This window comes from Pseudomonas sp. (assembly GCF_030683065.1).
In the GTDB taxonomy this organism is placed as follows: domain Bacteria; phylum Pseudomonadota; class Gammaproteobacteria; order Pseudomonadales; family Pseudomonadaceae; genus Aquipseudomonas.
Genome location: NZ_JAUXMX010000007.1, coordinates 261,362 through 284,296, shown reverse-complemented (window position 1 = coordinate 284,296; position 22,935 = coordinate 261,362). Strand labels below are relative to the sequence as shown.

Here is a 22,935-nt window from a genome sequence, read left to right as displayed (position 1 = left end):
CACCTCTGGATTAGTAGCGCAGTACGACGCCGAAGGAGACCTGAAAATCGTTGTCGAGGTTGCCGATGGCATCCCCCGCCCGGAAGTAACTGGCGGTGAGCAACGCGTTGATTTGCACATGCTTGTCTTGCACGGCGTAGGGGAACAGTTCCCAGTAGTAATTCAGGTCCAGGGTCTGGCCGAGGGCGCGGCTGCCGTTGCGCTCGGCTGGCTCGGCCAGGTTGATCGGCAGATCGCCGTCGGCATCGCGCAGGTGCAGGTCGGTCAGGCGCAGATCGAGGAAGTGGCGCGGCTGCGGTCGGGTTTCCAGAGCGATGCCGTAATAGGCCAGGTTGCGCAGGTCGACGCCGATGAAGGCGCTGACCAGGCCGTTGCTGTAGGTCTCCGGATTGGCCACCCGATCCGACTGGATGGCATTCAGGTAGAAGCCGTCGTTACTGTCGTCCGGCTTGTCGGTGATACCGCCGTACAGGGCCAGGCGCGGACTCCAGGGCCGCTCGGTGAAGTGCTTGCCGAGCTCGCCGAGCAGTGCCCAGCCGTTGCGATCCTGTTTCTCGCCACCGGCCAACTCGACACTGCCGTCGAGCAGCGCCAGTTCCAGGCGGTAGTCGCTTAACAGCGGGGTGCCGTGCAGGTCGTCGCCGTGGAAGAACAGGCCGACGCGCCCGCCTTTGAAGTCGCTGGGGTCGTCCGCGGCGCGACCGGAGTAATCCTGTTCCAGCAGCAGGCGCAGGCCCGCCCAGTTTTCGCCGCTCCAGCGCAGGGCGTATTCGCCCATGGCGTAGGCGATATCGCGCTCACGGGCGTCCAGCGCTTTGCTGTCGCTGTTGTAGGTATGCAGCTTTTGCCCGACGGCGACGAAGCCACGGGCAAAGGTGTCGTCGAAGTTCAGGCGCAGCGACTCCAGGCTGGTGTCCCACCAGATGCCGAAATGATCGGCGTAACGCTGGCGCCCAAGGCTTAGAGAGAGGCGTGGGTCGTCGCCGAGCAGGTTGCGGCGCAGGTAGAACTCGCGCAGCTCGGCACTGAAGTATTCGATCTGCGGGCTGTTCTCCTGCTGCAAGCCGGTGCTGGCCTGGCTGGCGCTGTTGTAGTTGAACCAGGCGCGACTGAACGCCTGCCATTTTGGCCACTGCGGCTCGCTTGAGCGCCAGCTCAGCGAGGGCTCGTAGCGCAGGCCATAGAAACCTTTGCGGTCGTTGCCCAGTTGCGAGTTTTCCGGGCCATAGCCGCCCTGCAGGGTGAGCTTGTGATTCAGCTCGACCGGGCTTGGCATGGCTGCGGCCACCGCAGGCGTGGGCAGGCTGGCCGGCTCGCTTAGCGCACCCTCCTGGTCCGCAGCGACCACATGGCCGGCGAGCAGGGCCAGCAACCATGGCGCTCGGCGTAACCAATGACTTGGGTGCGTCATAGGGCCGCCTCGATTTCACGGATGATCCCGTTGCGCGCTTGCAGGGCCTGGTCAAGCTGCTCCTGGCTGATTTGCTGGGCCAGCGTCTTGAGGTATTTGCGCGCGCCCAGTTCGCCGCCATCGACGGCGATTCGCGCATAGGCGTAGGCCTTGACCTGATCGTGGCAGATACCCTTGCCGCCGCCATAAATCGTGGCGATGCGGTAGAACGCCGAGGGCACGCCGCGTGCGGCGAGGACGCGGTAGCTGGCGATGGCCTTGGCCTGATCGACTTGATCCAGGCCGCCCATGCTGTAGAGCTCGCCGAGGTTGAGGTGGGCGTTCTGGTAGCCCTCGGCGAGCAGGGCCTGAATGATTTCCTGGGCCTTGAACGGGTCGAGACTGCGCCAGCCGCGCACCAGGTAGGCCGACGCGCGCAGGGCGCGGCCTTCTTGCGGGCGGGTCAGCTCGACCTGGTCGATCAGGGCGAATACTTCCTCGGCGCTGTAGCTCTGTGGCGCCGACATCATGTAGCTGGCCTTGGACACCCGAGCCTGCTCGGCCTGGCGGGCGATGGCGTTGTCCAGCCACTGTATGACCTGCGGGTCGTGCTCACGGGGAATGCTGCTGAGCAGATTGCCGATGGCCAGCACCACGGCGACCGGCAGGTTGTCGATCTGCGCCAGCAGGCTGCTTACCTTGGGTGCAAACAGCTCGTCCTGCTCCTCGCCGAGGAACTGGTAATAACGTTCCACTGCCCGCGCATCGCTGCGCATGGCACTCAGGTAGAGGTTGTCCGCCAGCGCACGCTGGCCCTGCTGTTCTGCCAGGCGCGCGCGGTACAGCGCGCTGGCGCAGACATCGATGCAGGCGCGCTGGTACAGGCTGATCAACTCGCGTACCTGGGCCGGCGGATACAGATCGGGGTAGGCCAGGAACAGATCGAGGCTGGTGCTGACGCTGTTGATGTCCTGGGTCGGCGCGAAGCGTTGCACGGCCTGGCTGAAGAAGGCGCGCTGGGCGTCATGGCCGTTGGGCAAGCGCTCGCTGAAGTTGGCCAGGCCGACCAGGGCGCTGAGCGGGCCACGGCCGTTGGCGAAGGCCGCCTGATAGAGGGCGATGGCCTCCTGCTGTTTGTTGCGCTCGGCGGAGCCGGCCAGCACGTCGGCCAGCAGGCGCATCGAGTCGCGGTCGCCACGCTCGGCAAGCACGCGCAGCTCGGTTTCGACGTCGGCCTGCGGGTCCTGATGCAGGCGATACTGGATTTGCTGCAGGCTGGCGGCCTGGGCTGATGCCGTCAGTGTGAGCAGCAGCAGGCACGATGGAATAAGGCAGTTGATCATGCGCGACTCCTGTCAAGGCTCAGTAACCGGGGACGCTGGAGAGCAGCGGCAGACGTTTGAACAGGTCGACCGCCACCGGTTTTTGGTAGGCCGCCAGCGGCAGCGGCTGGTCGGGGCGGATCTGCAGCAGCAGTTGCTGGGTCAGTGGATCAAGCGCCGAGCCGACCACCTGGCCGCCGAGCTTGCCGTCGACGCCGAACACCTGCAGTTCGATCGAGCCGATGTCGCTCAGGTCCTTGAGCTTGTCGAAGGGGAAGCTGGCCTTGACGAACAGGCTGTTGTCCCCGAGCGGGATCAGGTGTGCCAGTTCGGCGAACTTGTAGCCGTAGCCATCGACCATCGCCTTGGGCAGGTACAGCAAGCAGTCGCAGGGGCTGGCGATGGTGGTTTCGATCAGTGAACGACCGAGCAAGGCCTGCAGGTCGGTCTGGCTGATGTCGGCCAACGCCTTGAGGTCGGCGGGGGTGGTGAAACTGGTGGCGAGCTGAGTCGACACCGTGGCAATTGGCTGGCCGGCCTCGACCCGCTGGGTGCCGGCGGGGACGAGGAATTTCACATAGCCGTTCTCCGGCATGCTGATCACGTGGGCATCGGCACTGACCAGCGCCTGGGTGGCGGCCACCCGGAAGAACAGCAGGTAGGTCTTGAACACCAGCAGGCTGGCGATGGCCAGCCCGGCGAGCAGGTACAGACCACTGCCGGCCAGAGCCTGCAGACGCTCGCGCAGGCCGCGCTCGGTGACGAGCTTGTGCTTGCGTTGCTTGATGTGGTTTTCCCGCTGCATGACGTTGAACAGGCCGTTGACTTCGATCATCTCGCCGGATGTATAGGCGCTGATGAGGTAGCGCAGAATGTCGCGCTTCTGCCCGTCTAGATCGACGAACTGCACGCCGATCAGCTCGCCGGTGTGCGAGGTCACCTTGATCCGCGCATCGATCCTCAGCTTGACCTGGTGCAGGTCGAACTGGATCGAGGCGCTGTGCAGGCTGCCGATGCTCAGTTGCGGTGCGCCGCGCAGGCTGAGACCACCGATGGAAATATCTTCGATCTGGCACTTGATGCCGCCGTTGCCGCCCAGGACAACCCGGGCGGGCATTTTGGTGCGCACGTATTGGCGCTCGTCGATCGCTTCGTGGACCACGCTTGCTGCTGGGGGGGAAATGGCGCTACTCATGGCGTCCGCCTCGGATCAGGGTTGGGAAAGGGTCAGCAGAATGGCCACGGCGCCGAAAAACAGGGCACCGGAGGAGGCCAGCATGGTTTTCGAAGACCAGCGATTGAGCGCCAGGTCGAAGCCCTGGGGGCTGCGTTCGAGCGTGGTCTTCTGTCGAGTCCAGCTTTGCTGGTCCATGTGGAACAGCGCGTAAACCTTCATCAGCGAGCCGACGATCTGGTTGTAATAGAGCACCAGCGGGTACAGCGGATCGACCGGGTGCCCAGCGAATAACAGCAACAGGCTCACCATGCTGCGGGTCAGCAGCACCCAGAACAGGTAGACCAGCAGGAACTGGACGCCGAACAGTAGCGCCGCTGCCAGTGAGGCGGTCAGGCCGAGCAGGCTGGTCCACATCGACACCCGTTGGTCATAGAGCACATACAGGGTGAACAACCCCAGTTGGCGCAAACCCAGCAGGCGGGTGGCGCGAAAGTTCTGCCGCAGTGAATTGCCGTACCAGCGGAACATCAGCTGGCGGGTGGCGCGCAGGAAGCTGCTGTCTGGCGGGTGCTCAACGGTCAGGGTGTTGCTGTCGGGCACGTAGAAGGTGTCCCAGCCGGCGCGCATCAGGCTGAGCCAGGACGACTTGTCGTCACCGGTGAGGAACTGGAAGCGGCCCAGGCGCCAGTGCTGGAGGAAGTCGGCCTCGACATCCTTGATGAAGTCCGGCTCGATCATCACGCTGGCGCGGAAGAACGACAGTCGCCCGGTCATGGTCAGTACGCGGCGAGACAGGGCCATGGAGCACATGTTGATATGGCGTTGGGCGAAGCGCAGTGCGTGCCATTCGCGGATAAGTTTGCCGCCTTCGACCTGGCAGAACTCGTTGGTGGTGATGCCGCCGACGCTGGGCAGGTAGGCAAAGAACTTCACCGCATTCGCCACGCAGCCAGGCAGCAGCATGGTGTCGCCGTCCACCACGCCGACCACCGCATCGTTGTCCGGCATGCGTCGCGACAGCGCGCGGAAGGCGTGGGCCAGGCCATCGCGCTTGCCAGTGCCGCGGGCGCGGACGATCACCAGTTTGATGTCGGGACGCTCACGCACCTCGCGGCGCATGATCTGCTTGATCAGGTCCTCGTCGCCCTTCTCGACGATGGACGCGATCACCGTACAGGGCACCGGCAGGCGCTGGATCTCCTGAAATACCGACTGGTAGACCTTGAAGGTGGTCGGTGCGGGTATGCGGAAACTGGTGACCACCATGTACAGCTGTGAGGGCAGTGCTGCCGAACCCATGCGCTCCACCGCCCTGCGCATGGCCGGGAAGCGCCAGTGCAGGAAGTACATGCCGCGCAGGTAGTGGGCGATGGCGTTGCCGTAGCGCCAGGTGCCGAGTGCGCCGATCAGGAAGATGAAGTTCTTGTGCTGCGGATCGAATAACCCGGGGTCGAGCAGGTCGGCCAGCAGCATCAGGCTGGCCAGCAGCAGGCCCCAGCCGAGCAGTTGGCTGCAGGCATCGTGCAGTCGCGAGTTGGCTTTACCCATGGCGTCAGCGTGCTCCGGTACATGGTGTGGTCGGCTGCTGGCCGCTGTGGCGAAACCGCCACGGACTACGCTGGGCGCAAGGGTGGCTCGATCTGTCCGGGTGTGTACGCATCACTCTCCCCCTCGGCGCTTCTGGCTCGCCACGTGTTGCCGTCAGCGTTTGAGCAGCAGTTGTTCGCTCTCGCGCGGGCTTGCGCTGCGACCGTAAACATCCTCCATGCGCTGGATATCGTCTTCGCCGAGGTAGCTGCCGGACTGCACTTCGATGATCTCCAGGGGGATCTTTCCCGGGTTGGCCAGGCGGTGCACGGAGGCGATGGGGATATAGGTCGACTGGTTTTCCGTAAGCAGAAAACGCTTGTCGTCGCAGGTCACCTGCGCCGTGCCGGATACCACGATCCAGTGCTCGGCGCGGTGGTGGTGCATCTGCAGCGAGAGTTGCGCGCCGGGCTTTACCGAGAGGTGCTTGACCTGAAAGCGCGAGCCCATATCAACCGAGTCGTAGGCGCCCCACGGGCGGAAGACCTGGCTGTGGTTCTGCGCCTCCTGGCGATCCTGTGCGGTGAGGCTGTTGACCAGTTGCTTGACCTCCTGGGTGCGCTCGCGGTGAACGATCATCAGCGCATCCTTGGTTTGCACCACCACCAGGTCGTCCAGGCCGATCAGGGTGACCAGCTTGTCGGTGCCGTATACCAGGCAGTTATGGCAATCCTGGAGTAGCACGTCGCCCTGCAGGGCATTGCCTTGCGCGTCCTTGTCTTGCGCATCCCATAACGAGGACCAGCAGCCAACATCGCTCCAGCCTGCCTGCAACGGGACCACGCAGGCGCGTGTGGTTTTTTCCATCACGGCATAGTCGATGGAGTTTTCCGGGCAGCAGGCGAACGTGGCAGGGTCGATGCGCACGAACTCCAAATCGTTCTGGCTGCGCTCCAAGGCCAGCAGGCAGGTGTCATAGATGTCCGGCTCGTGACGCTTCAGCTCTTCCAGGTAGCGGCTGCAGCGGAACATGAACATGCCGCTGTTCCAGAAGTAGTCGCCACTGGCGACAAATTCGCTGGCCTTGGCCAGGCTCGGCTTTTCGACGAAGTGCTCGACCGCCAGTACGCCCGGTGGCAGCTCAGCCTGCGCAGCGGCGCTTTTGATATAGCCGTAGCCCGTTTCCGCTTTGCTTGCAGGCACCCCGAACAGCACCAACTCGCCCTGTTCAGCGGCGCTGCGCGCCAGTTCCAGGGCGCGCTGCAAGGCCAGTTGATCCTCAAGTACATGATCGGCGGGTAACACCAGCAGCAGTTCGTCTCGGCCTTCGGCGAGCAGTTTCAGGGCAACGATGGTCACCGCCGGTGCAGTGTTGCGGCCGAATGGCTCGAGCAATACCGCCTGCGCCTTGCAGCTAATGGCATTGAGTTGCTCGGCGACGATGAATCGGTGCTCCTCGTTGCACACCACGATAGGGGCATCCATGCCCTCGCCGACGACCCGCAGCAGCGTCTGCTGGAACAGGGTCTGCGCGCCGGCCAGCGCCAGGAATTGTTTAGGGTACAACTTGCGTGACAAGGGCCAGAGGCGGGAACCGCTGCCGCCCGACAGGATAACTGGGATCATGATCGCTCTCCTCAAAGGTGCCGCCCGCAGCGGGCATGCACAGGAAATTCGCAAGGATGGGTATCGGTCGTTTACCAGCAAATGCCTTCACTGCCTTGGCGGCTGGAATGCGCCATGAAGCCGACCAGATCGACGACCTGCTTGCCATCCGGAACCTGTTGGGCGAGCGCGCGAAAGCGTTCGTCAGCGTTGCCCAGAACAATCAGATCGGAGTGCTCGACGACGCGCTCGAAATCACTGTCGAGCAGGGATGAAACATGGGGGATTTTCGATTCGATGTAGTCCTTGTTGGCGCCATAGACGCGTGCATACTCGACGTTGCTGTCGTAGATATTCAGCTCGAAGCCCTTGCCGATCAGCATCTCCGCCAGCTCCACCAGTGGGCTTTCGCGCAGGTCGTCGGTGCCGGCTTTGAAGCTCAAGCCCAGCAAGGCGACCTTGCGCTTGTCGTAGCTGGCGATGATGTCGAAGGCGTGCTGCACCTGTGCGCTGTTGCTGCGCATCAGCGAGCCGATCAGCGGCACCTCGACGTCCAGTTGGCCGGCACGGTAATTCAGTGCGCGCACGTCTTTCGGCAGGCAAGAACCGCCGAAGGCGAAGCCGGGCTTCATGTAGTACTTGGACAGGTTGAGCTTGTGATCCTGGCAGACCACCTCCATCACCTCGCGGCCGTCGACGCCGGCCGCCTTGGCGATGTTGCCGATCTCGTTGGCGAAGGTCACCTTGGTGGCGTGCCAGACGTTGCAGGTGTACTTGATCAGCTCGGCAACAGCGATGCTTTTGCGCACGATGGGGGCGTCCAGCTCTTGGTAGAGCGCTTGCAGTACGTCGCCAGAGCGCTGGTCCAGTTCGCCGATCACTGTCATCGGTGGATAGTTGTAGTCGTCGATAGCGGTGCTTTCACGGAGGAATTCGGGGTTTACCGCTACGCCAAAATCGATGCCCGCGCGCTTACCCGAGCACTCTTCGAGAATGGGGATGACGACGTTCTTGACCGTACCTGGCAACACCGTGCTGCGCACGACCACGGTGTGCCAGGCGGACTTCTCCCGCAGTGCGGCGCCCACCTGCGCGCAGACTGATTCGATGAAGTGCAGGGCCAAGTCGCCGTTGCGTTTGCTGGGTGTGCCGACGCACAGCAGCGACAGCTCGGTGCTGCGCACCGCGGCCTGAACGTCGGTGCTGCCACTCAATGTGCCGGCCTTGACGCCCGCGTCCAGCAGCGCCTCCAGGCCCGGTTCGACGATCGGCGATTTACCCTGGTTGATCAGGTCGATTTTGCTCGGCGAGATGTCTACGCCGATTACCTCATGCCCGCGTGCTGACAGGCAGCCGGCACAGACCGCGCCGACATAGCCCAAGCCAAAGATGCTGATACGCATTGGTTTATCCCCTGTGGTGATCAACTTCCAGGCGCACAAAACCGCTGACGTGCGCCAGTTGAAATCAGTTAGGACAGTAATCAAGGTTCGCCACACTTAACGTGGTGAAGAACATGAAGCGAACAACGGTACTGAGTACAACTAAGGGCTTTTCACAGCCTCTTGTTGGTCCACGCAGGGGCTTCTACTTCCACAACGAGCAAGACGGGCAGCAAAGCGAGGGCTGCCATCTCATTGCGGGAGGGCGGATCTTTTTATGGTTTTTTTCGTGTGTCTGTCGTTGCTAACACAGTTCCAAAAATGGCATTTCCAACAGGTCTTAAGCTATCAGCGCACGGAGGATAGTCAATAAGTTGTCGATATTGAATTGGAATAAGATTAGGCGTGCTTATTTCGTCAAAAAAACGTCTATCGCTCGACGGCACGTGGCTGGCGATCCGGCGGTGCGGGGGCTGGTTAGTATGCGGCGGCGTCGAGCATTTCGAGCAGACCCAGACCATTCGAGTCCCCGTCTGCGCGTTATTGAGGTCAAGCCAAGCCAGGTGCGGCTGCGGCGAGACGCCCGCAGATCAGTCAGCGTTTGGGCTGTTTGCTCGCAGGAGGGGGCTGATGGCGGGCGTCAGCTGAGTTGAAACTCAGCTCAGTGCTTTCGGTTTGTATGCGCAGTAGCCGGGACGCGGGCCGATCTTGGGGTGGTTGCGGCAGGTGTCCGGGCGCTTGTCGTAGATGGTGCACAAGCGCGTCTTGCGATCCAGATACAGGCAGTCATTGTTGCTCATGCGGGTCAGGGTGAAGATTCCTGATTTCTGGTTGAAGCGCTCGATAATGCCTTCTTTTTGCAGGCGTTTAGCGATGTTTTTTGGCGGGTCGCCGCGCTCGAAGTCGTCGACTACGCCGATGCGGATCAGGTCGCCGATGCGTGCCTCTACCGGCAGTGTGCAACAGCTTGAGATGCAGCTGTGGCACATGTCGCTGGTGTATTTGGCCCAGGTGTCCAGGCGGTCGAGTTCGGCGGCGGCAATCAGGTTGTTCTTCATGGGGCTATGGGCGCGTGTTGGCTGGGCGGCGGAGGATGATAGCCTCGTTGGCGTATTTGTGAACTAACATCTGCCGGCTGGTCGGTTTTCTTGCTGTCAGAGGCGGTGAGCATGTCGAGCGCTGGCATGCATCAGCCATAACAAAACCCTCATAAAACCTGAGGGTTTGCAGTATCTTTAGCGCGGTCAGCAGTTTTGCCGTCTCCTATAAACGTCTTCGGTCCGGATGGCTTCGTACGCATGTGTTCTTGCCGTGTTCTACCGTCATTGAATGATGCTCTGTCGCGACTGTGTCCCGCCGGACGTTGCCTGGCTGCGCGCCAGTGAGTCTGTGTGCCGGTTCGGGTTGGGCGCTGAGTGTGCCGGTGGCGCTGACCGGCATGGTCTGCGTCGGGGTGCTGTTGCTGATGCGCTGGGTCACCCGGCAGCGCTACTTCCCCGGGCGCGAGAGTTTTATCCTGCTGCATGCCGCCAGCCTCTGGTGGATGCTCGCTGCCGCGCTGGAAATGGCGGCGCAGGCGACCGACTGCAAGGTGTTCTGGGCGAGTATGGCGTGGCCGGGCATCCTTCTGGTGCCGGCTTTCTGGTCGGTATTCCTCTATCAGTATGTCAACAGCGTGCGTCAGCCGCTTTTGTTGCGCCACACGCTGGGGCTGACGGTGGTGCCGGTGGCGATCTGGCTGGTGGCCCTGAGCAATCCCTGGCATGCCTTGTTCTACGGCGCGGGGACAGCCGCGCTCTCGGTCGAGCCAGGGTCGCCGGTGCGTTATCAGCATGGCCCGCTGTTCTACGCGGCTGCGGTTTACATCTATCTATTCATGGCCTTCAGCATGGGGGTGGTGATCCGTGCGGCGGTCTTCAGTAATGGCGTTCATCGTCGCCATTACCTGGCCTTCGTGGTGCTCACCGCAGTGCCTTGGCTGGCGAACATCAGTTATGTCGGCTTCGGCTGGACGTTGTTCGGTTTTGACCCGACCCCCTTCAGCTTTACCTTCAGCCTACTGGCGTTTACCTGGCTGATTGTCAGTGTGCGCTTGTTCGATTTGCTGCCCGTGGCGCGGCACTTGCTGTTGGAGGCCTTGCCCGACCCGGTGCTGGTGGTGGATCCGCAGATGCGGGTGATCGAGGCGAACCTGGAGGCGCTCAAGCTGGCGGGCCTGAGCAAGGATTGGCAGGGTCGCAAGTTGGCCGATTGGCCGGTGTTCGGTCGGGACTTGCAGGGGCTGATGCGGCGCCAGGACCCTGCCGCTGCAGATCAATTGCTCGCTCTGGCGAATTCCGCACGCTATTTCGAGGTGCGCCTACGGGCGATCGAGCGGGTTACTCGCAATGGCACCATCGTTCTGGGACAAATGCTCTACCTGCGCGATGTTACTCAGCGCCATGTCGGCGAGTTGAAACTGGCTGAGGCGTTGGTCGTCAGCGAGGACCGTCTGCGCACGATTTCCAGGCTGCATGAACAGTTGCGGGAGCAGGCGCTGCGCGATCCGTTGACCGGCTTGTACAACCGTCGCTATCTGGACGAGTTCTTCAATCGCGAGCAGGCCCGCGCCGAGCGTGAGCGAACGTCGGTGGCCTTGGCTCTGGTCGATCTCGATCATTTCAAGTTGCTTAACGATGAGCATGGCCATCTGGAAGGCGATGATGTGCTCAAGGGTGTGGCGCAACACTTGCTGAGCAGTCTGCGGGCCTCGGATGCGGTGTTTCGCATTGGTGGCGAGGAGTTCTTGCTGGTCCTGCCCGGTGTCGATGTGCAGGAGGCGCGCCAGCGTCTGGAGTCGATTTGTCAGGGCCTGGCGAGCCGCCCGTTGCCTACCCGCAGCGGTGTGCGCGCGGTGACGTTGTCTGCAGGTCTGGCCATGTGGCCGGCGCAAGGGCACGCGCTGGATGAGCTGCTGCACGCGGCGGATGTTGCGCTATACGAGGCCAAGCGGGCGGGACGCAACCGCGTGCAGGTCTGCGCGCAAGTATGAAGCGCTGTGGCCATCCATCCCAGGGCGGAGGCGCTACCGCACGTAAAGGGTTAAACTGCCTGTGATTTCTTTCCCTCCCGGAGCCATCCATGTCCCGCGTTACCCTGAGCCGCTATCTGATCGAACAGACCCGCTGCCACAACACTCCCGCTGATCTGCGTTTTCTTATCGAAGTAGTGGCGCGGGCGTGCAAGGCCATCAGCCATGCGGTGTCCAAGGGCGCGCTGGACGACGTGCTTGGCAGCATGGGTACCGAGAACGTGCAGGGTGAAGTGCAGAAAAAGCTTGATGTAATGTCCAATGAGATCCTCCTCGAAGCTAACGAGTGGGGCGGCCACTTGGCCGGCATGGCGTCGGAAGAGATGGACAAGGCCTACCAGATTCCCGGGCGCTACCCGAAAGGCGCGTATCTGCTGGTATTCGACCCGCTGGATGGCTCCTCCAACATTGACGTCAACGTCTCGGTGGGCACGATCTTCTCGGTGCTGCGTTGCCCCGATCGCAACGGTGCCACGGGCGATCTTGGCGAAGAAGCATTCCTGCAGCCGGGTACCGAGCAGGTAGCCGCCGGTTATGCGATTTATGGTCCGCAGACCATGCTGCTGCTGACCCTGGGCAACGGCGTCAAAGGCTTTACCCTGGATCGCGAACTGGGCAGCTTCGTACTGACCCACGACGACATCAAGGTGCCGGAAACCACCCAGGAATTCGCGGTCAACATGTCCAATCAGCGCCACTGGGAAGCACCGGTGCAGCGTTATGTGAGCGAGTTGCTGGCCGGTGAAAGCGGGCCGCTGGAAAAGAACTACAACATGCGCTGGATCGCCTCGATGGTTGCCGACGTGCACCGCATCCTCACCCGCGGCGGCCTGTTCATGTACCCGCGCGATGATCGCGATCCTTCGATGCCCGGCAAGCTGCGCTTGATGTACGAGGCCAATCCGATGTCCTTCATCATCGAGCAGGCGGGCGGCGCTGCAACCAATGGTACCCAGCGTATTCTCGATATCCAGCCGACCTCCCTGCACCAGCGGGTGCCGGTATTCCTGGGTTCCAAGGAAGAAGTCGAGCGCGTGACCGCTTACCATCAAGAGTGATCCATGAACACGCCTTGGCAGCCGTTGCTCGACTGGTGGTTCGGTACCGGTACAACGGCTGCCGAGGTGGCTGCGGCGCGTTCCGCGCTGTGGTTCGGCAAGCAGGATAGCCAGGATGCCGAGGCCCGTGAGCGCTTTGGCGGGCTGGTGGCGCAGGCGCTGGCCGGTGAGTTGGCCGACTGGGCTGACTCACCGCACGGCTGGTTGGCGCTGACCCTGCTGCTGGATCAGTTGCCGCGGATGGTTTTTCGCGATAGCCCGCAGGCTTTCGCCGCTGATGGCTTGGCCCGGCAACTGGTGCTCGCCGGGCTGGACGGGGAGCAGGAAGAGGCGTTAACACCGCTGCAACGGGTGTTCGTCTACCTGGTGCTGGAGCACGCCGAAGATATTCTCCTGCAGGACGAAGCAGTGCGTCGCTTCACCCGCCTGCTGTCCGTCGCTGCGCAGAGTGAAAAACCATTGTTTGCCGGTTATCTGGACTATGCCGAGCGGCATCGTCAGGTGATTGCCCGGTTCGCGCGTTTTCCCCATCGCAATGCCGCGCTTGGTCGGCCGTCTACTGCAGAAGAATTGGTTTTTTTGCAGGAACCTGGCTCGCGTTTCTAGCGTCCAATCGGGCAGTTGCGAGTTTCCCCACATTTAACTCTGGAGCCTGCGCCATGTCGTTGCGCTATTTCGCCGTGCTGTTGTGTTGTGTGCTGCTGGCTGCTTGCGGCAAGGTCAACCAGGAAAACTACGCCAAGCTCAAGCCAGGGATGAGTAAGGCTGAGGTCGAAAGCCTGCTTGGTGCGCCTGGCGAGTGTGCGGCTGCGCTGGGTATCGCCAGCTGTACCTGGGGCGACAAGGAGGCAGTCATCAGCGTGCAGTATGCCGGCGACAAGGTGGTTATGTTCTCGGGCAAAGGCCTGAAATAAGGGAGTAGGTAATGCGTGTATTAGCAGGGTTGTTAGCCATTGCAGTGCTGGCGGGTTGCGCCAATTCCGGGACCGGCGTGGTGCCGCCGAAAACGGTTGCCAAGGTTGATCTGCAGCGTTATCAGGGCACTTGGTACGAGCTGGCGCGACTGCCCATGTTCTTCCAGCGTAACTGCGCGCAGTCCGAGGCGCGTTATGACCTGCAGGACGACGGTAGCATTGGCGTGACCAATCGCTGCCGCACCCTTGAGGGGGAATGGCAGGAGGCCAAGGGGCAGGCGGTGCCGCAGGTGGCGGGCCAGACCGACAAGCTGTGGGTGCGCTTCGATAACTGGTTCAGCAATCTGCTGCCGGGCGTAGCCAAGGGCGAGTATTGGGTGCTTTACCTGGATGACGATTACCAGAGCGCGCTGGTGGGTCACCCGAACCGCGACTACCTGTGGTTGCTGACGCGTACCCCGCAGGTGGCGCCGGCCATGCGCGACCAGTTGCTGGACGTCGCGCGCAGCCAAGGCTACGACACCGATGCGCTGATCTGGCGCACGCCAGATGACCAACTGCCTCCGCCCTGAGAAACGCCCAGCGAGGGCAATGCCGCTCACGTAAAGCCAAAAGAGCGGTGTTTTTTGTAGCCCGGATGCAATCCGGGGAAGTCTGGTGCCAGAACAGCAGCTCCCGGATTGCGCTAGTGCTTATAGGGGCTACGAGGTCGGCGTCGCTGCCACGCTACCGATGCGTTCAACCCAGCAGTTCGCGCAGCACCCGGGCAAAGGCCCTGGCGCTTTCCAGCTCGCCGGCATGCTGACCGTCACGCACCACCCAGCGGCCGCCAACCATGACATCGCAGATCTGCCGCTGGCTGCCGGCGAACAGCCAGCGGCCGAGCAGGGCATCGTCACTGGCAGTGGCGATATAAGGGTCGTCACCATCCAGCACCAACCAGTCGGCGCGCTTGCCGACCGCCAGCACACCCACTGGCTGGCCGAGCGCTTGGGCGCCACCGGCCAAAGCGGCGTCGTAGAGACTGCGGCCAATCAGTGGCTGATCACTGCGATACAGCCGGTTACGGCGCTGGTCGCGCAGGCGTTGGCCGTATTCCAGCCAGCGCAGCTCTTCGGTCATGTTGACCGAGACATGGCTGTCTGAACCGATGCCCAGGCGCCCGCCTTGGGCGAGAAAGTCGACTGCCGGAAAGATGCCATCACCGAGGTTGGCCTCGGTACTCGGGCACAGCCCGGCCACGGCACCACTGCGCGCCATCAGAGTGACTTCGTCGGCCTGCGCGTGGGTGGCGTGCACCAGGCACCAGCGCGGGTCCACCGGCACATGCTCGTACAGCCATTGCAGGGGGCGGCGGCCGCTCCAGGCCAGGCAGTCGTCGACTTCCTTCTGTTGTTCGGCGATATGGATATGGATCGGGCTGTGATCGTCGGCTGCGGCCAGGACGGTCTCGATCTGTTCCTGGGTGACCGCGCGCAGCGAATGAAAACACAGGCCCAGGCGCTGGGTTGGATGCTGTTCGATCAGCGGCTGCAGGCGCTGCTGCAGCGCCAGGTAGCTGTCGCTGCTGTGGATAAAACGTCGCTGCCCCTGATGCGCGGCCTGGCCGCTGAAGCCGGAATGGCTGTAGAGCACCGGCAGCAGAGTCAGGCCGATGCCCGCATCGAGGGCCGCCTGGCTGATGCGCAGGGCCAGTTCGGCCGGGTCGGCATAGGGCTGCCCCTGCGGGTCGTGGTGCACGTAGTGGAATTCGGCGACCGAGGTGTAGCCGGCCTTGAGCATCTCGATATACAGCTGGCGGGCGATGATCTCGATCTGTTCGGGGTTGAGCTGGCCGACCATGCGGTACATCAGCTCACGCCAGGTCCAGAAGCTGTCGTTGGGGTTGCCGGCCACTTCGGCGAGGCCGGCCATGGCGCGCTGGAACGCGTGCGAGTGCAGGTTCGGCATGCCCGGCAACAGCGGGCCACGCAGGCGTTCGGCGCCAGCGTCCGAGCCGTCGACGGTGATACTGTCGAGGCGGCCGGAGGCGCTGACTTCCAGGCGGACGTTGTGCGCCCAACCGTGGGCGAGCAGGGCGCGGGGCGCGAAGAATGCGGGCATAATACGAATCCAGCTGCTGGTGTTTATTTGTATATACATATACAGGTGTTTGTGGCGTGGGTAAACTGCCGGTCAGGCGACAAGGAGCAATGCATAAGGTGAAGCATGTGACAAAAGCACTCTCGATGCCGTCCGCGCTGGTCGGCCAGCTCAGTGACGCCCCAGCGCCGCTGTATGCCCAGGTCAAGCAGATGATCGTCCAGCAGATTCATAGTGGTGCCTGGCCGGCACACCACCGGGTGCCCTCGGAAAGCGAGTTGGTGGAGCAGTTGGGCTTCAGTCGCATGACCATCAATCGTGCCCTGCGTGAACTGACCCATGACGGCCTGCTGGTGCGGATGCAGGGCGTCGGCACCTTTGTCGCCGAGCCCAAGGGGCGTTCGGCGCTGTTCGCGGTGAACAACATTGCTGACGAGATCGCCGCCCGTGGCCATCGTCATCAGAGCAAGCTGATTCGCCTGGGCGAGGAGTTGGCCAATCCGGAGCGGGCCATGTCACTGGCGCTGCGCGAAGGGCAGAAGGTTTTCCACTCCTTGATCGTGCACTACGAAAACGAGGTGCCGGTGCAGCTGGAGGATCGCTACGTCAATGCAGAGGTGGCGCCGGACTACCTCAAGCAGGACTTCACTCAGATGACGCCCTATGCCTACCTGTCGCGGGTCGCGCCGCTGACTGAAGGCGAGCATGTGGTCGAGGCAATTCTCGCCGACGCCGAGGAATGCCGGTTGTTGCAGATCGAGCGCGGCGAGCCCTGCCTGCTGATTCGCCGGCGCACCTGGTCGGGGCCGCAGGCGGTGACCTCGGCGCGCTTGGTGCATCCGGGTTCACGGCATCGTCTGGAGGGGCGTTTCGGTTCATGAGCCGGATGCAGATCCTGCGTGCGGCCGACTATCCGCGCATGCCGTGGAAGAATGGTGCGGGCAGCACCCTGGAAATCGCTCGTGACCGGGGTGAAGGCCTGGACGGCTTCGGCTGGCGCCTGTCGATCGCCGATATCGGCGAGTCGGGCGGTTTCTCCGCCTTCCCCGGCTACCAGCGCATCATCAGTGTGCTGGAAGGCGACGGCATGCAGTTGCGGATCGACGGCGAACTGTCGCGGCCCTTGTTGTCGTTTGATCCCTTGGCCTTTTGCGGTGACAGTCGGGTGGAGTGCCATCTGCTCGGCGGCGCCATTCGCGATTTCAATCTGATCTATGCGCCGCAGCGTTATGCGGCGCGCCTGCAGTGGCTGACCCTGGAGCGCCCGCAGCGACTATTCAGTTCGGCGCCTGTCGTGCTGGTGTTCAGCGCCGCGCAGACGCTCGACGTGCGCCTCGATGATGGCCGTGCGGCTCGCCTGGGGCATTACGACTGCCTGCGGATCGAGCGGGCCGCCGGCTTGGCCGAGCTGCAGGTGCAGGTCGGGGATGCCGGCCTCTGCTGCCTGATCGAGCTGAACCCGCGCTAACGCCCTCGCGGCCGACGTACTTGCCTGACGGCTGCTAAAACCTGTCCCTATGGCCCGCTGGCGGGCATTTCAGCGATGCCGCGATGGCTGGCGTACGGGCTGCGCAAGCGTCCGCTCTGGTGAATGCTGGCGGTGATGCGTCTGCCTGCTCCGCTGCGATCACTGGTGTGATGTTGCTGTGCTTGATCTTACCTGTATATACATGTTTAGATCTGCGCATGCCCAGCCGCAACGCGCCAAACTATTCAGGCTGACGGCGGTCTTTCCCTGGAGGATTCTTGTGAGCAACTCGACCCGTTTTCGCGACATCGAAATCCGCGCCCCGCGTGGTAATCAGCTGACCGCCAAGAGCTGGCTGACCGAAGCGCCGCTGCGCATGCTGATGAACAACCTCGATCCGGACGTCGCCGAGAACCCCAAGGAGCTGGTGGTGTATGGCGGTATCGGCCGTGCCGCGCGCAACTGGGAATGCTATGACAAGATCGTCGAGTGCCTGACCAACCTGAATGACGACGAAACCCTGCTGGTGCAATCCGGCAAGCCGGTCGGCGTGTTCAGGACCCACAGCAACGCGCCGCGGGTGCTGATCGCCAACTCCAACCTGGTGCCGCACTGGGCGACCTGGGAACACTTCAACGAACTGGATGCCAAGGGCCTGGCCATGTACGGCCAGATGACCGCCGGCAGCTGGATCTACATCGGCAGCCAGGGCATCGTCCAGGGCACCTATGAAACCTTCGTCGAAGCCGGTCGCCAGCATTACGCCGGCAGCCTCAAGGGCCGCTGGGTGCTGACCGCCGGCCTTGGCGGCATGGGCGGCGCGCAGCCGCTGGCGGCCACCCTGGCCGGCGCCTGCTCGCTGAACATCGAGTGCCAGCAGAGCCGCATCGACTTCCGCCTGAAGACCCGCTACGTCGACGAACAGGCCAGCAATCTGGACGACGCCCTGGCGCGCCTTGAGACGTATTGTGCCGAGGGCAAGGCGATCTCCATCGCCCTCTGTGGCAACGCTGCCGAGATCCTTCCCGAGCTGGTGCGCCGTGGCGTGCGCCCGGATATGGTCACCGACCAGACCAGCGCCCATGACCCGCTCAACGGCTACCTGCCGATCGGCTGGAGCTGGGAGCAGTACCGCGAACGCGCGCAGCGCGAGCCGGCGGCGGTGGTCAAGGCGGCCAAGCAGTCGATGGCCGTGCACGTGCAGGCCATGCTGGATTTGCAGAAGCTTGGCGTGCCGACCTTCGACTACGGCAACAACATCCGCCAGATGGCGCTGGAGGAGGGCGTGAGTAACGCCTTCGACTTCCCCGGTTTTGTCCCGGCCTATATCCGTCCGCTGTTCTGTCGCGGCATCGGCCCGTTCCGCTGGGTCGCGCTGTCTGGCGACCCCGAGGACATCTACAAGACCGACGCCAAGGTCAAACAGCTGATCCCGGACGATGCCCATCTGCACAACTGGCTGGACATGGCCCGCGAGCGTATCGCCTTCCAGGGTCTGCCGGCGCGCATATGCTGGGTCGGCCTGGGTCAGCGCGCCAAGCTCGGCCTGGCCTTCAACGAGATGGTGCGCAGTGGCGAGCTGTCCGCCCCGATCGTGATCGGCCGCGATCACCTCGACTCGGGTTCGGTGGCCAGCCCCAACCGCGAAACCGAAGTCATGCAGGACGGCTCCGATGCGGTGTCCGACTGGCCGCTGCTCAACGCCCTACTGAATACCGCCAGCGGCGCGACCTGGGTTTCGCTGCACCACGGTGGCGGGGTGGGCATGGGCTTCTCTCAGCATTCCGGGATGGTCGTGGTCTGCGATGGCAGCGACGAAGCGGCCGTGCGCATCGCCAATGTGCTGAACAATGATCCGGCCACCGGGGTGATGCGTCACGCCGATGCCGGTTACCAGATTGCCATCGATTGCGCCCACGAGCAGGGCCTCAACCTGCCGATGATCAACTCGGCCAAAGGAGCCTGAACATGCACACCCTGAACATTTTGCCCGGCCAACTGAGCCTGGCCCAGCTGCGCCAAGTGCATCAGGGCGCAGTCAGCGTCAGCCTGGATGAAAGCGCGGCGTTGGGCATCGAGGCCAGCGTCGCCTGCGTCGAGCAGATCCTCGCCGAGAACCGCACCGCCTACGGTATCAACACCGGCTTCGGCCTGCTGGCGTCGACCCGCATCGCCAGCGAGGATCTGGAAAACCTGCAGCGCTCCCTGGTGTTGTCGCATGCCGCCGGCGTCGGCCAGCCGCTCGACGATGGCCTGGTGCGCCTGATCATGCTGCTCAAGGTCAACAGCCTGGCCCGCGGTTTTTCCGGCATCCGCCGGGTGGTGATCGATGCGCTGATCGCCCTGCTCAACGCCGAGGTCTATCCGCATATCCCGCTCAAGGGTTCGGTTGGTGCGTCCGGTGACCTGGCGCCGCTGGCGCATATGTCGCTGGTACTGCTCGGCGAGGGCAAGGCGCGCTATCGCGGCGAATGGCTGCCGGCGCGCGAGGCGCTGGCGGTCGCCGGCCTCGAGCCGCTGACCCTGGCGGCCAAGGAAGGCCTGGCGCTGCTCAATGGCACTCAGGTGTCGACCGCCTATGCCCTGCGCGGCCTGTTCGATGCCGAGGATCTGTTCGCCGCGGCGCTGGTCTGCGGCAGCCTCAGCGTCGAAGCCATGCTCGGTTCGCGGGCGCCCTTCGATGCGCGTATTCATGCGGCCCGTGGCCAACGTGGACAGATCGATGCAGCGATGGCTTACCGCGACCTGCTCACTGCCAGCAGCGAGATTTCCCGCTCGCATGCGCAATGCGACAAGGTGCAGGACCCTTATTCGCTGCGTTGCCAGCCCCAGGTTATGGGCGCCTGCCTTAACCAGATCCGTCACGTCGCCGAGGTGCTTGGCATTGAGGCTAACGCGGTATCGGACAACCCGCTGGTGTTCGCCGCCGAGGGTGATGTGATCTCCGGCGGTAACTTTCACGCCGAGCCGGTGGCCATGGCGGCCGACAACCTGGCGCTGGCCATCGCCGAAATCGGCGCGCTCTCCGAGCGACGCATCTCGCTGATGATGGACAAGCACATGTCGCAGTTGCCGCCGTTTCTGGTGGCCAATGGCGGGGTCAACTCCGGCTTCATGATTGCCCAGGTCACCGCCGCTGCGTTGGCCAGCGAGAACAAGGCGCTGGCCCATCCGCACAGCGTCGACAGTTTGCCGACTTCGGCCAACCAGGAAGACCACGTGTCCATGGCCCCGGCGGCCGGCAAACGCCTGTGGGAAATGGCCGATAACGTGCGCGGCATCCTTGCCGTCGAGTGGCTCGGCGCCTGCCAGGGTCTGGACTTTCGCGAAGGCCGCAAGACCTCGGCGAAACTGGAGCAGGCCCGCGCAGCACTGCGCAAGCGGGTCGCACACTATGAGCAGGATCGCTTCTTCGCCCCGGATATCGAGGCGGCCAGCGAGCTGTTGGCCTCGCGCTGCCTGAGTGAACTGGTGGTGGCTGAACTGTTGCCGTCGCAGGACTGAGTGCTTTTGCACCGGCGCTCAGCGGTTATGAAATATCGAGCGCCGTCGCGATTGTTTGTCTACCGGTGATTCAGGGTGCACTGCCTGCGGCGAGTGACCCCCTACGAATCGATTGCTCAAGGTAGTGGGTCGGAGCGCAGGGCGCGGAGGCGGTTGCAGCAGGCGGAAGCTTTTTCACACGCTTGTCGCCACCCCTGCGCCGAGTTGCGTGCATTTCTACCCGCCATTGATTGCCTTTGGCTGGGCGGCAGCCATGCGGGTGTGAGCAGCACCCTGACCGCATCATTCTGGTCCGGCGATGGGCCTTTGTTGCGAGTTACCGGTCATTGGCAGAACCTGTGCCGACGCCGCGAGGAGGAATACCTGTTATGCAGTCCCTATGGTTCAACTGTCACGCCGCGACCATGGCCGGAGGGCGTTACTCGATCATCGAGGACGCCGCGCTGGTTACCGAGGGCGTGCACATCGCCTGGATTGGCCCGCGAGCCGAGCTGCCCGCCGGCGACTATGTCGAGCGGCATGACCTCGACGGCGCCTGGCTGACCCCTGGGCTAATCGACTGCCACACCCACCTGGTGTTTGCCGGCGACCGCAGTGGCGAGTTCGAGCAGCGTCTCGAAGGGGTCAGCTATGCCGAGATCGCAGCAAACGGCGGCGGCATCGCCAGCACTGTGCGCGCCACCCGCGAAGCCAGCGAGGACGAGTTGTTGAGCGACGCGCTGTGGCGGGCGCGGCAATTGCTGCGCGAGGGCGTCACTACGCTTGAGGTGAAGTCCGGTTACGGCCTTGACCTGGCCAGCGAGCGCAAGATGCTGCGAGTGATCCGCCGTCTCGGCGAGATGCTGCCGCTGACCGTGCGCGCTACCTGTCTGGCCGCCCATGCCGTGCCGCCGGAATATGCAGGGCGCGCCGATGCCTATATCGAGCTGGTCTGCCGCGAGATTCTGCCGGCGCTGGCAGCCGAGGGGCTGGTGGATGCGGTGGATGCCTTCTGCGAGCACCTGGGCTTCTCCCCGGCCCAGGTCGAGCGGGTGTTCGCCGCCGCGCAGGCGCTGGGCTTGCCGGTCAAACTGCACGCCGAGCAACTGTCCGCGCTGCACGGCGCCAGCCTGGCAGCGCGCTACCGTGCGCTGTCGGCCGATCATCTGGAATACATGGATGAGGCCGACGTGGTCGCCATGGCTGAGGCCGGCAGCGTGGCGGTGCTGCTGCCCGGCGCCTTCTACCTGCTGCGCGAAACCCGCTTGCCGCCGATCGAGCTGCTGCGTCGGCATTGCGTGGCCATGGCGGTGGCCAGCGATCTCAACCCCGGTACTTCGCCGGCGCTGTCGTTGCGCCTGATGCTCAACATGGCCTGCACCTTGTTCTGCCTGACTCCCGAGGAAGCCCTGGCCGGAGTCACCCTGTATGCCGCCAAGGCCTTGGGTCTGGCCGCCAGTCGCGGTAGCCTGGAAGTAGGCAAGGTCGCCGATTTCGTTGCCTGGGACATCCAGCGCCCGGCGGAATTGGCCTATTGGTTGGGTGGCGATCTGCCCAAGCGGGTGATTCGCCATGCACAGGAGATCGACCATGGATAACGTACTCAACTTCAGCCGCGGCAGCACGCCACTGCTGATCAGCATGCCGCATCCCGGCATCCTGCTGACCCCTGCCGTCGAGGCGGGCCTGGTCGAGGAGGCAAAGCACCTCAGCGATACCGACTGGCATATCCCGCGGCTGTATGACTTCGCCGATGAGCTGGGCGCCAGCACCCTGGCAGCGTGCTACTCGCGCTATGTCATCGACCTCAACCGGCCGGAGGATGACGCCCCCCTCTACACCAGTGCCACCACCGGGCTGTTCCCGACGATTCTATTCACCGGCGAGCCGCTGTATCGCGCAGGGCTCGAGCCATCCAGCGCCGAGCGCGCGCGTTATCTTGCCGAGATATGGACGCCGTATCACCAGACCCTGGCTGGCGAACTGGCGCGGATCAAGGCCGAGTTCGGCTATGCGCTGCTGTTCGATGCGCACTCGATCCGTTCTTGCGTGCCGCACCTGTTCGACGGCCTGCTGCCGGACTTCAACCTAGGCAGCAATGCCGGCGCCAGCTGCGACGCGCAACTGGGCGAGCGCCTGCTGGCGGTCTGCGCGGCTGCCAGGCATTACAGCCAAGTGCTCAACGGGCGCTTTAAAGGTGGGTACATCACCCGCCATTACGGCCAGCCGCAGACCCATGTGCATGCCATACAGCTGGAACTTGCGCAGTGCACCTACATGGAGGAACAGGTGCCCTTCGACTATCGCGAAGACCTTGCCGAACCGACCCAGGAGGTGATCCGCGACCTGCTGCAGGCGATGCTGGCCTGGGGTCGCGAGCGCTACGGGCGTTAGCTGGCTGAGGCGGTGTTGCGCCGAGTGTGATCGGGGGGGATCACCCATATGGGTGGCTGTGCC

At 63.4% G+C, this 22,935-nt stretch carries 19 protein-coding genes; 11 read left to right on the top strand and 8 right to left on the bottom strand.

Features of this window, described 5'->3' with window-relative positions:
* Positions 1 to 10: 10 nt before the first annotated feature.
* The 7 genes from Q8K09_RS02305 to Q8K09_RS02275 all read right to left on the bottom strand — a co-directional run bounded on the left by Q8K09_RS02305 (position 11) and on the right by Q8K09_RS02275 (position 9,461).
* Entirely contained in the window at positions 11 to 1,411 is a 1,401-nt protein-coding gene (locus Q8K09_RS02305; RefSeq protein WP_305253397.1) for an alginate export family protein, read from the bottom strand.
* Complete coding sequence (locus Q8K09_RS02300) at positions 1,408 to 2,733, bottom strand: sel1 repeat family protein (protein ID WP_305253396.1); 1,326 nt, start codon at positions 2,731 to 2,733, stop codon at positions 1,408 to 1,410. Before Q8K09_RS02300 ends, Q8K09_RS02305 begins: the two co-directional genes overlap by 4 nt.
* A gap of 19 nt (positions 2,734 to 2,752) precedes the next feature.
* Positions 2,753 to 3,907 (bottom strand): PilZ domain-containing protein, encoded by a 1,155-nt coding sequence (locus Q8K09_RS02295; protein ID WP_305253395.1) that lies wholly within the window; start codon positions 3,905 to 3,907, stop codon positions 2,753 to 2,755.
* Between the two features lie 15 nt (positions 3,908 to 3,922).
* Positions 3,923 to 5,437 carry a glycosyltransferase family 2 protein gene (locus Q8K09_RS02290; RefSeq protein ID WP_305253394.1) on the bottom strand — a complete coding sequence of 505 codons (1,515 nt, stop codon included), beginning with the start codon at positions 5,435 to 5,437 and terminating at the stop codon, positions 3,923 to 3,925.
* 153 nt (positions 5,438 to 5,590) lie between these two features.
* A complete protein-coding gene (locus tag Q8K09_RS02285; RefSeq protein ID WP_305253393.1) occupies positions 5,591 to 7,042 on the bottom strand; it encodes a mannose-1-phosphate guanylyltransferase/mannose-6-phosphate isomerase in 1,452 nt (483 codons plus the stop codon).
* A 71-nt stretch (positions 7,043 to 7,113) separates the two neighbouring features.
* A complete protein-coding gene (locus Q8K09_RS02280) occupies positions 7,114 to 8,424 on the bottom strand; it encodes a nucleotide sugar dehydrogenase (protein WP_305253392.1) in 1,311 nt (436 codons plus the stop codon).
* Positions 8,425 to 9,059: 635 nt separating this feature from the next.
* On the bottom strand, positions 9,060 to 9,461 hold the full coding sequence (locus tag Q8K09_RS02275; protein WP_305253391.1) for a YkgJ family cysteine cluster protein: 402 nt from the start codon (positions 9,459 to 9,461) through the stop codon (positions 9,060 to 9,062).
* Positions 9,462 to 9,784: 323 nt separating this feature from the next.
* On the opposite strand from Q8K09_RS02275, the gene Q8K09_RS02270 reads away from it, so the two are divergent.
* The 5 genes from Q8K09_RS02270 (at position 9,785) to Q8K09_RS02250 (ending at position 14,017) form a co-directional block, all read left to right on the top strand.
* A complete protein-coding gene (locus Q8K09_RS02270) occupies positions 9,785 to 11,434 on the top strand; it encodes a histidine kinase N-terminal 7TM domain-containing protein (RefSeq protein WP_370869473.1) in 1,650 nt (549 codons plus the stop codon).
* A gap of 89 nt (positions 11,435 to 11,523) precedes the next feature.
* Positions 11,524 to 12,531, top strand: coding sequence for a class 1 fructose-bisphosphatase (locus tag Q8K09_RS02265; RefSeq protein ID WP_305253390.1), 1,008 nt, complete (start codon positions 11,524 to 11,526; stop codon positions 12,529 to 12,531).
* 3 nt (positions 12,532 to 12,534) lie between these two features.
* Entirely contained in the window at positions 12,535 to 13,137 is a 603-nt protein-coding gene (locus Q8K09_RS02260) for a DUF924 family protein (protein WP_305253389.1), read from the top strand.
* A gap of 53 nt (positions 13,138 to 13,190) precedes the next feature.
* Positions 13,191 to 13,445 carry an outer membrane protein assembly factor BamE gene (bamE, locus tag Q8K09_RS02255; protein WP_305253388.1) on the top strand — a complete coding sequence of 85 codons (255 nt, stop codon included), beginning with the start codon at positions 13,191 to 13,193 and terminating at the stop codon, positions 13,443 to 13,445.
* Positions 13,446 to 13,456: 11 nt separating this feature from the next.
* Complete coding sequence (locus Q8K09_RS02250) at positions 13,457 to 14,017, top strand: lipocalin family protein (RefSeq protein WP_305253387.1); 561 nt, start codon at positions 13,457 to 13,459, stop codon at positions 14,015 to 14,017.
* 166 nt (positions 14,018 to 14,183) lie between these two features.
* On the opposite strand, the gene Q8K09_RS02245 is transcribed toward Q8K09_RS02250, so the two are convergent.
* Positions 14,184 to 15,548, bottom strand: a complete 1,365-nt coding sequence (locus Q8K09_RS02245) for a formimidoylglutamate deiminase (protein WP_305253386.1) — start codon at positions 15,546 to 15,548, stop codon at positions 14,184 to 14,186.
* Between the two features lie 125 nt (positions 15,549 to 15,673).
* Here Q8K09_RS02245 and hutC point away from each other — a divergent pair, with 125 nt between their 5' ends.
* The 6 genes from hutC to hutG all read left to right on the top strand — a co-directional run bounded on the left by hutC (position 15,674) and on the right by hutG (position 22,872).
* Positions 15,674 to 16,408 (top strand): histidine utilization repressor, encoded by a 735-nt coding sequence (gene hutC, locus Q8K09_RS02240; protein ID WP_305253414.1) that lies wholly within the window; start codon positions 15,674 to 15,676, stop codon positions 16,406 to 16,408.
* Complete coding sequence (locus tag Q8K09_RS02235) at positions 16,405 to 16,995, top strand: HutD family protein (RefSeq protein WP_305253385.1); 591 nt, start codon at positions 16,405 to 16,407, stop codon at positions 16,993 to 16,995. The genes hutC and Q8K09_RS02235 overlap by 4 nt, the downstream gene beginning before the upstream one ends.
* A gap of 280 nt (positions 16,996 to 17,275) precedes the next feature.
* A complete protein-coding gene (gene hutU / locus Q8K09_RS02230) occupies positions 17,276 to 18,961 on the top strand; it encodes a urocanate hydratase (RefSeq protein WP_305253384.1) in 1,686 nt (561 codons plus the stop codon).
* Positions 18,962 to 18,963: 2 nt separating this feature from the next.
* On the top strand, positions 18,964 to 20,499 hold the full coding sequence (gene hutH, locus Q8K09_RS02225) for a histidine ammonia-lyase (RefSeq protein ID WP_305253383.1): 1,536 nt from the start codon (positions 18,964 to 18,966) through the stop codon (positions 20,497 to 20,499).
* A 368-nt stretch (positions 20,500 to 20,867) separates the two neighbouring features.
* Positions 20,868 to 22,076: an imidazolonepropionase gene (gene hutI, locus Q8K09_RS02220; protein WP_305253382.1), complete on the top strand. Its 1,209-nt coding sequence runs from the start codon at positions 20,868 to 20,870 to the stop codon at positions 22,074 to 22,076.
* Positions 22,069 to 22,872 (top strand): N-formylglutamate deformylase, encoded by an 804-nt coding sequence (hutG, locus tag Q8K09_RS02215; protein ID WP_305253381.1) that lies wholly within the window; start codon positions 22,069 to 22,071, stop codon positions 22,870 to 22,872. The genes hutI and hutG overlap by 8 nt, the downstream gene beginning before the upstream one ends.
* Positions 22,873 to 22,935: the final 63 nt, after the last annotated feature.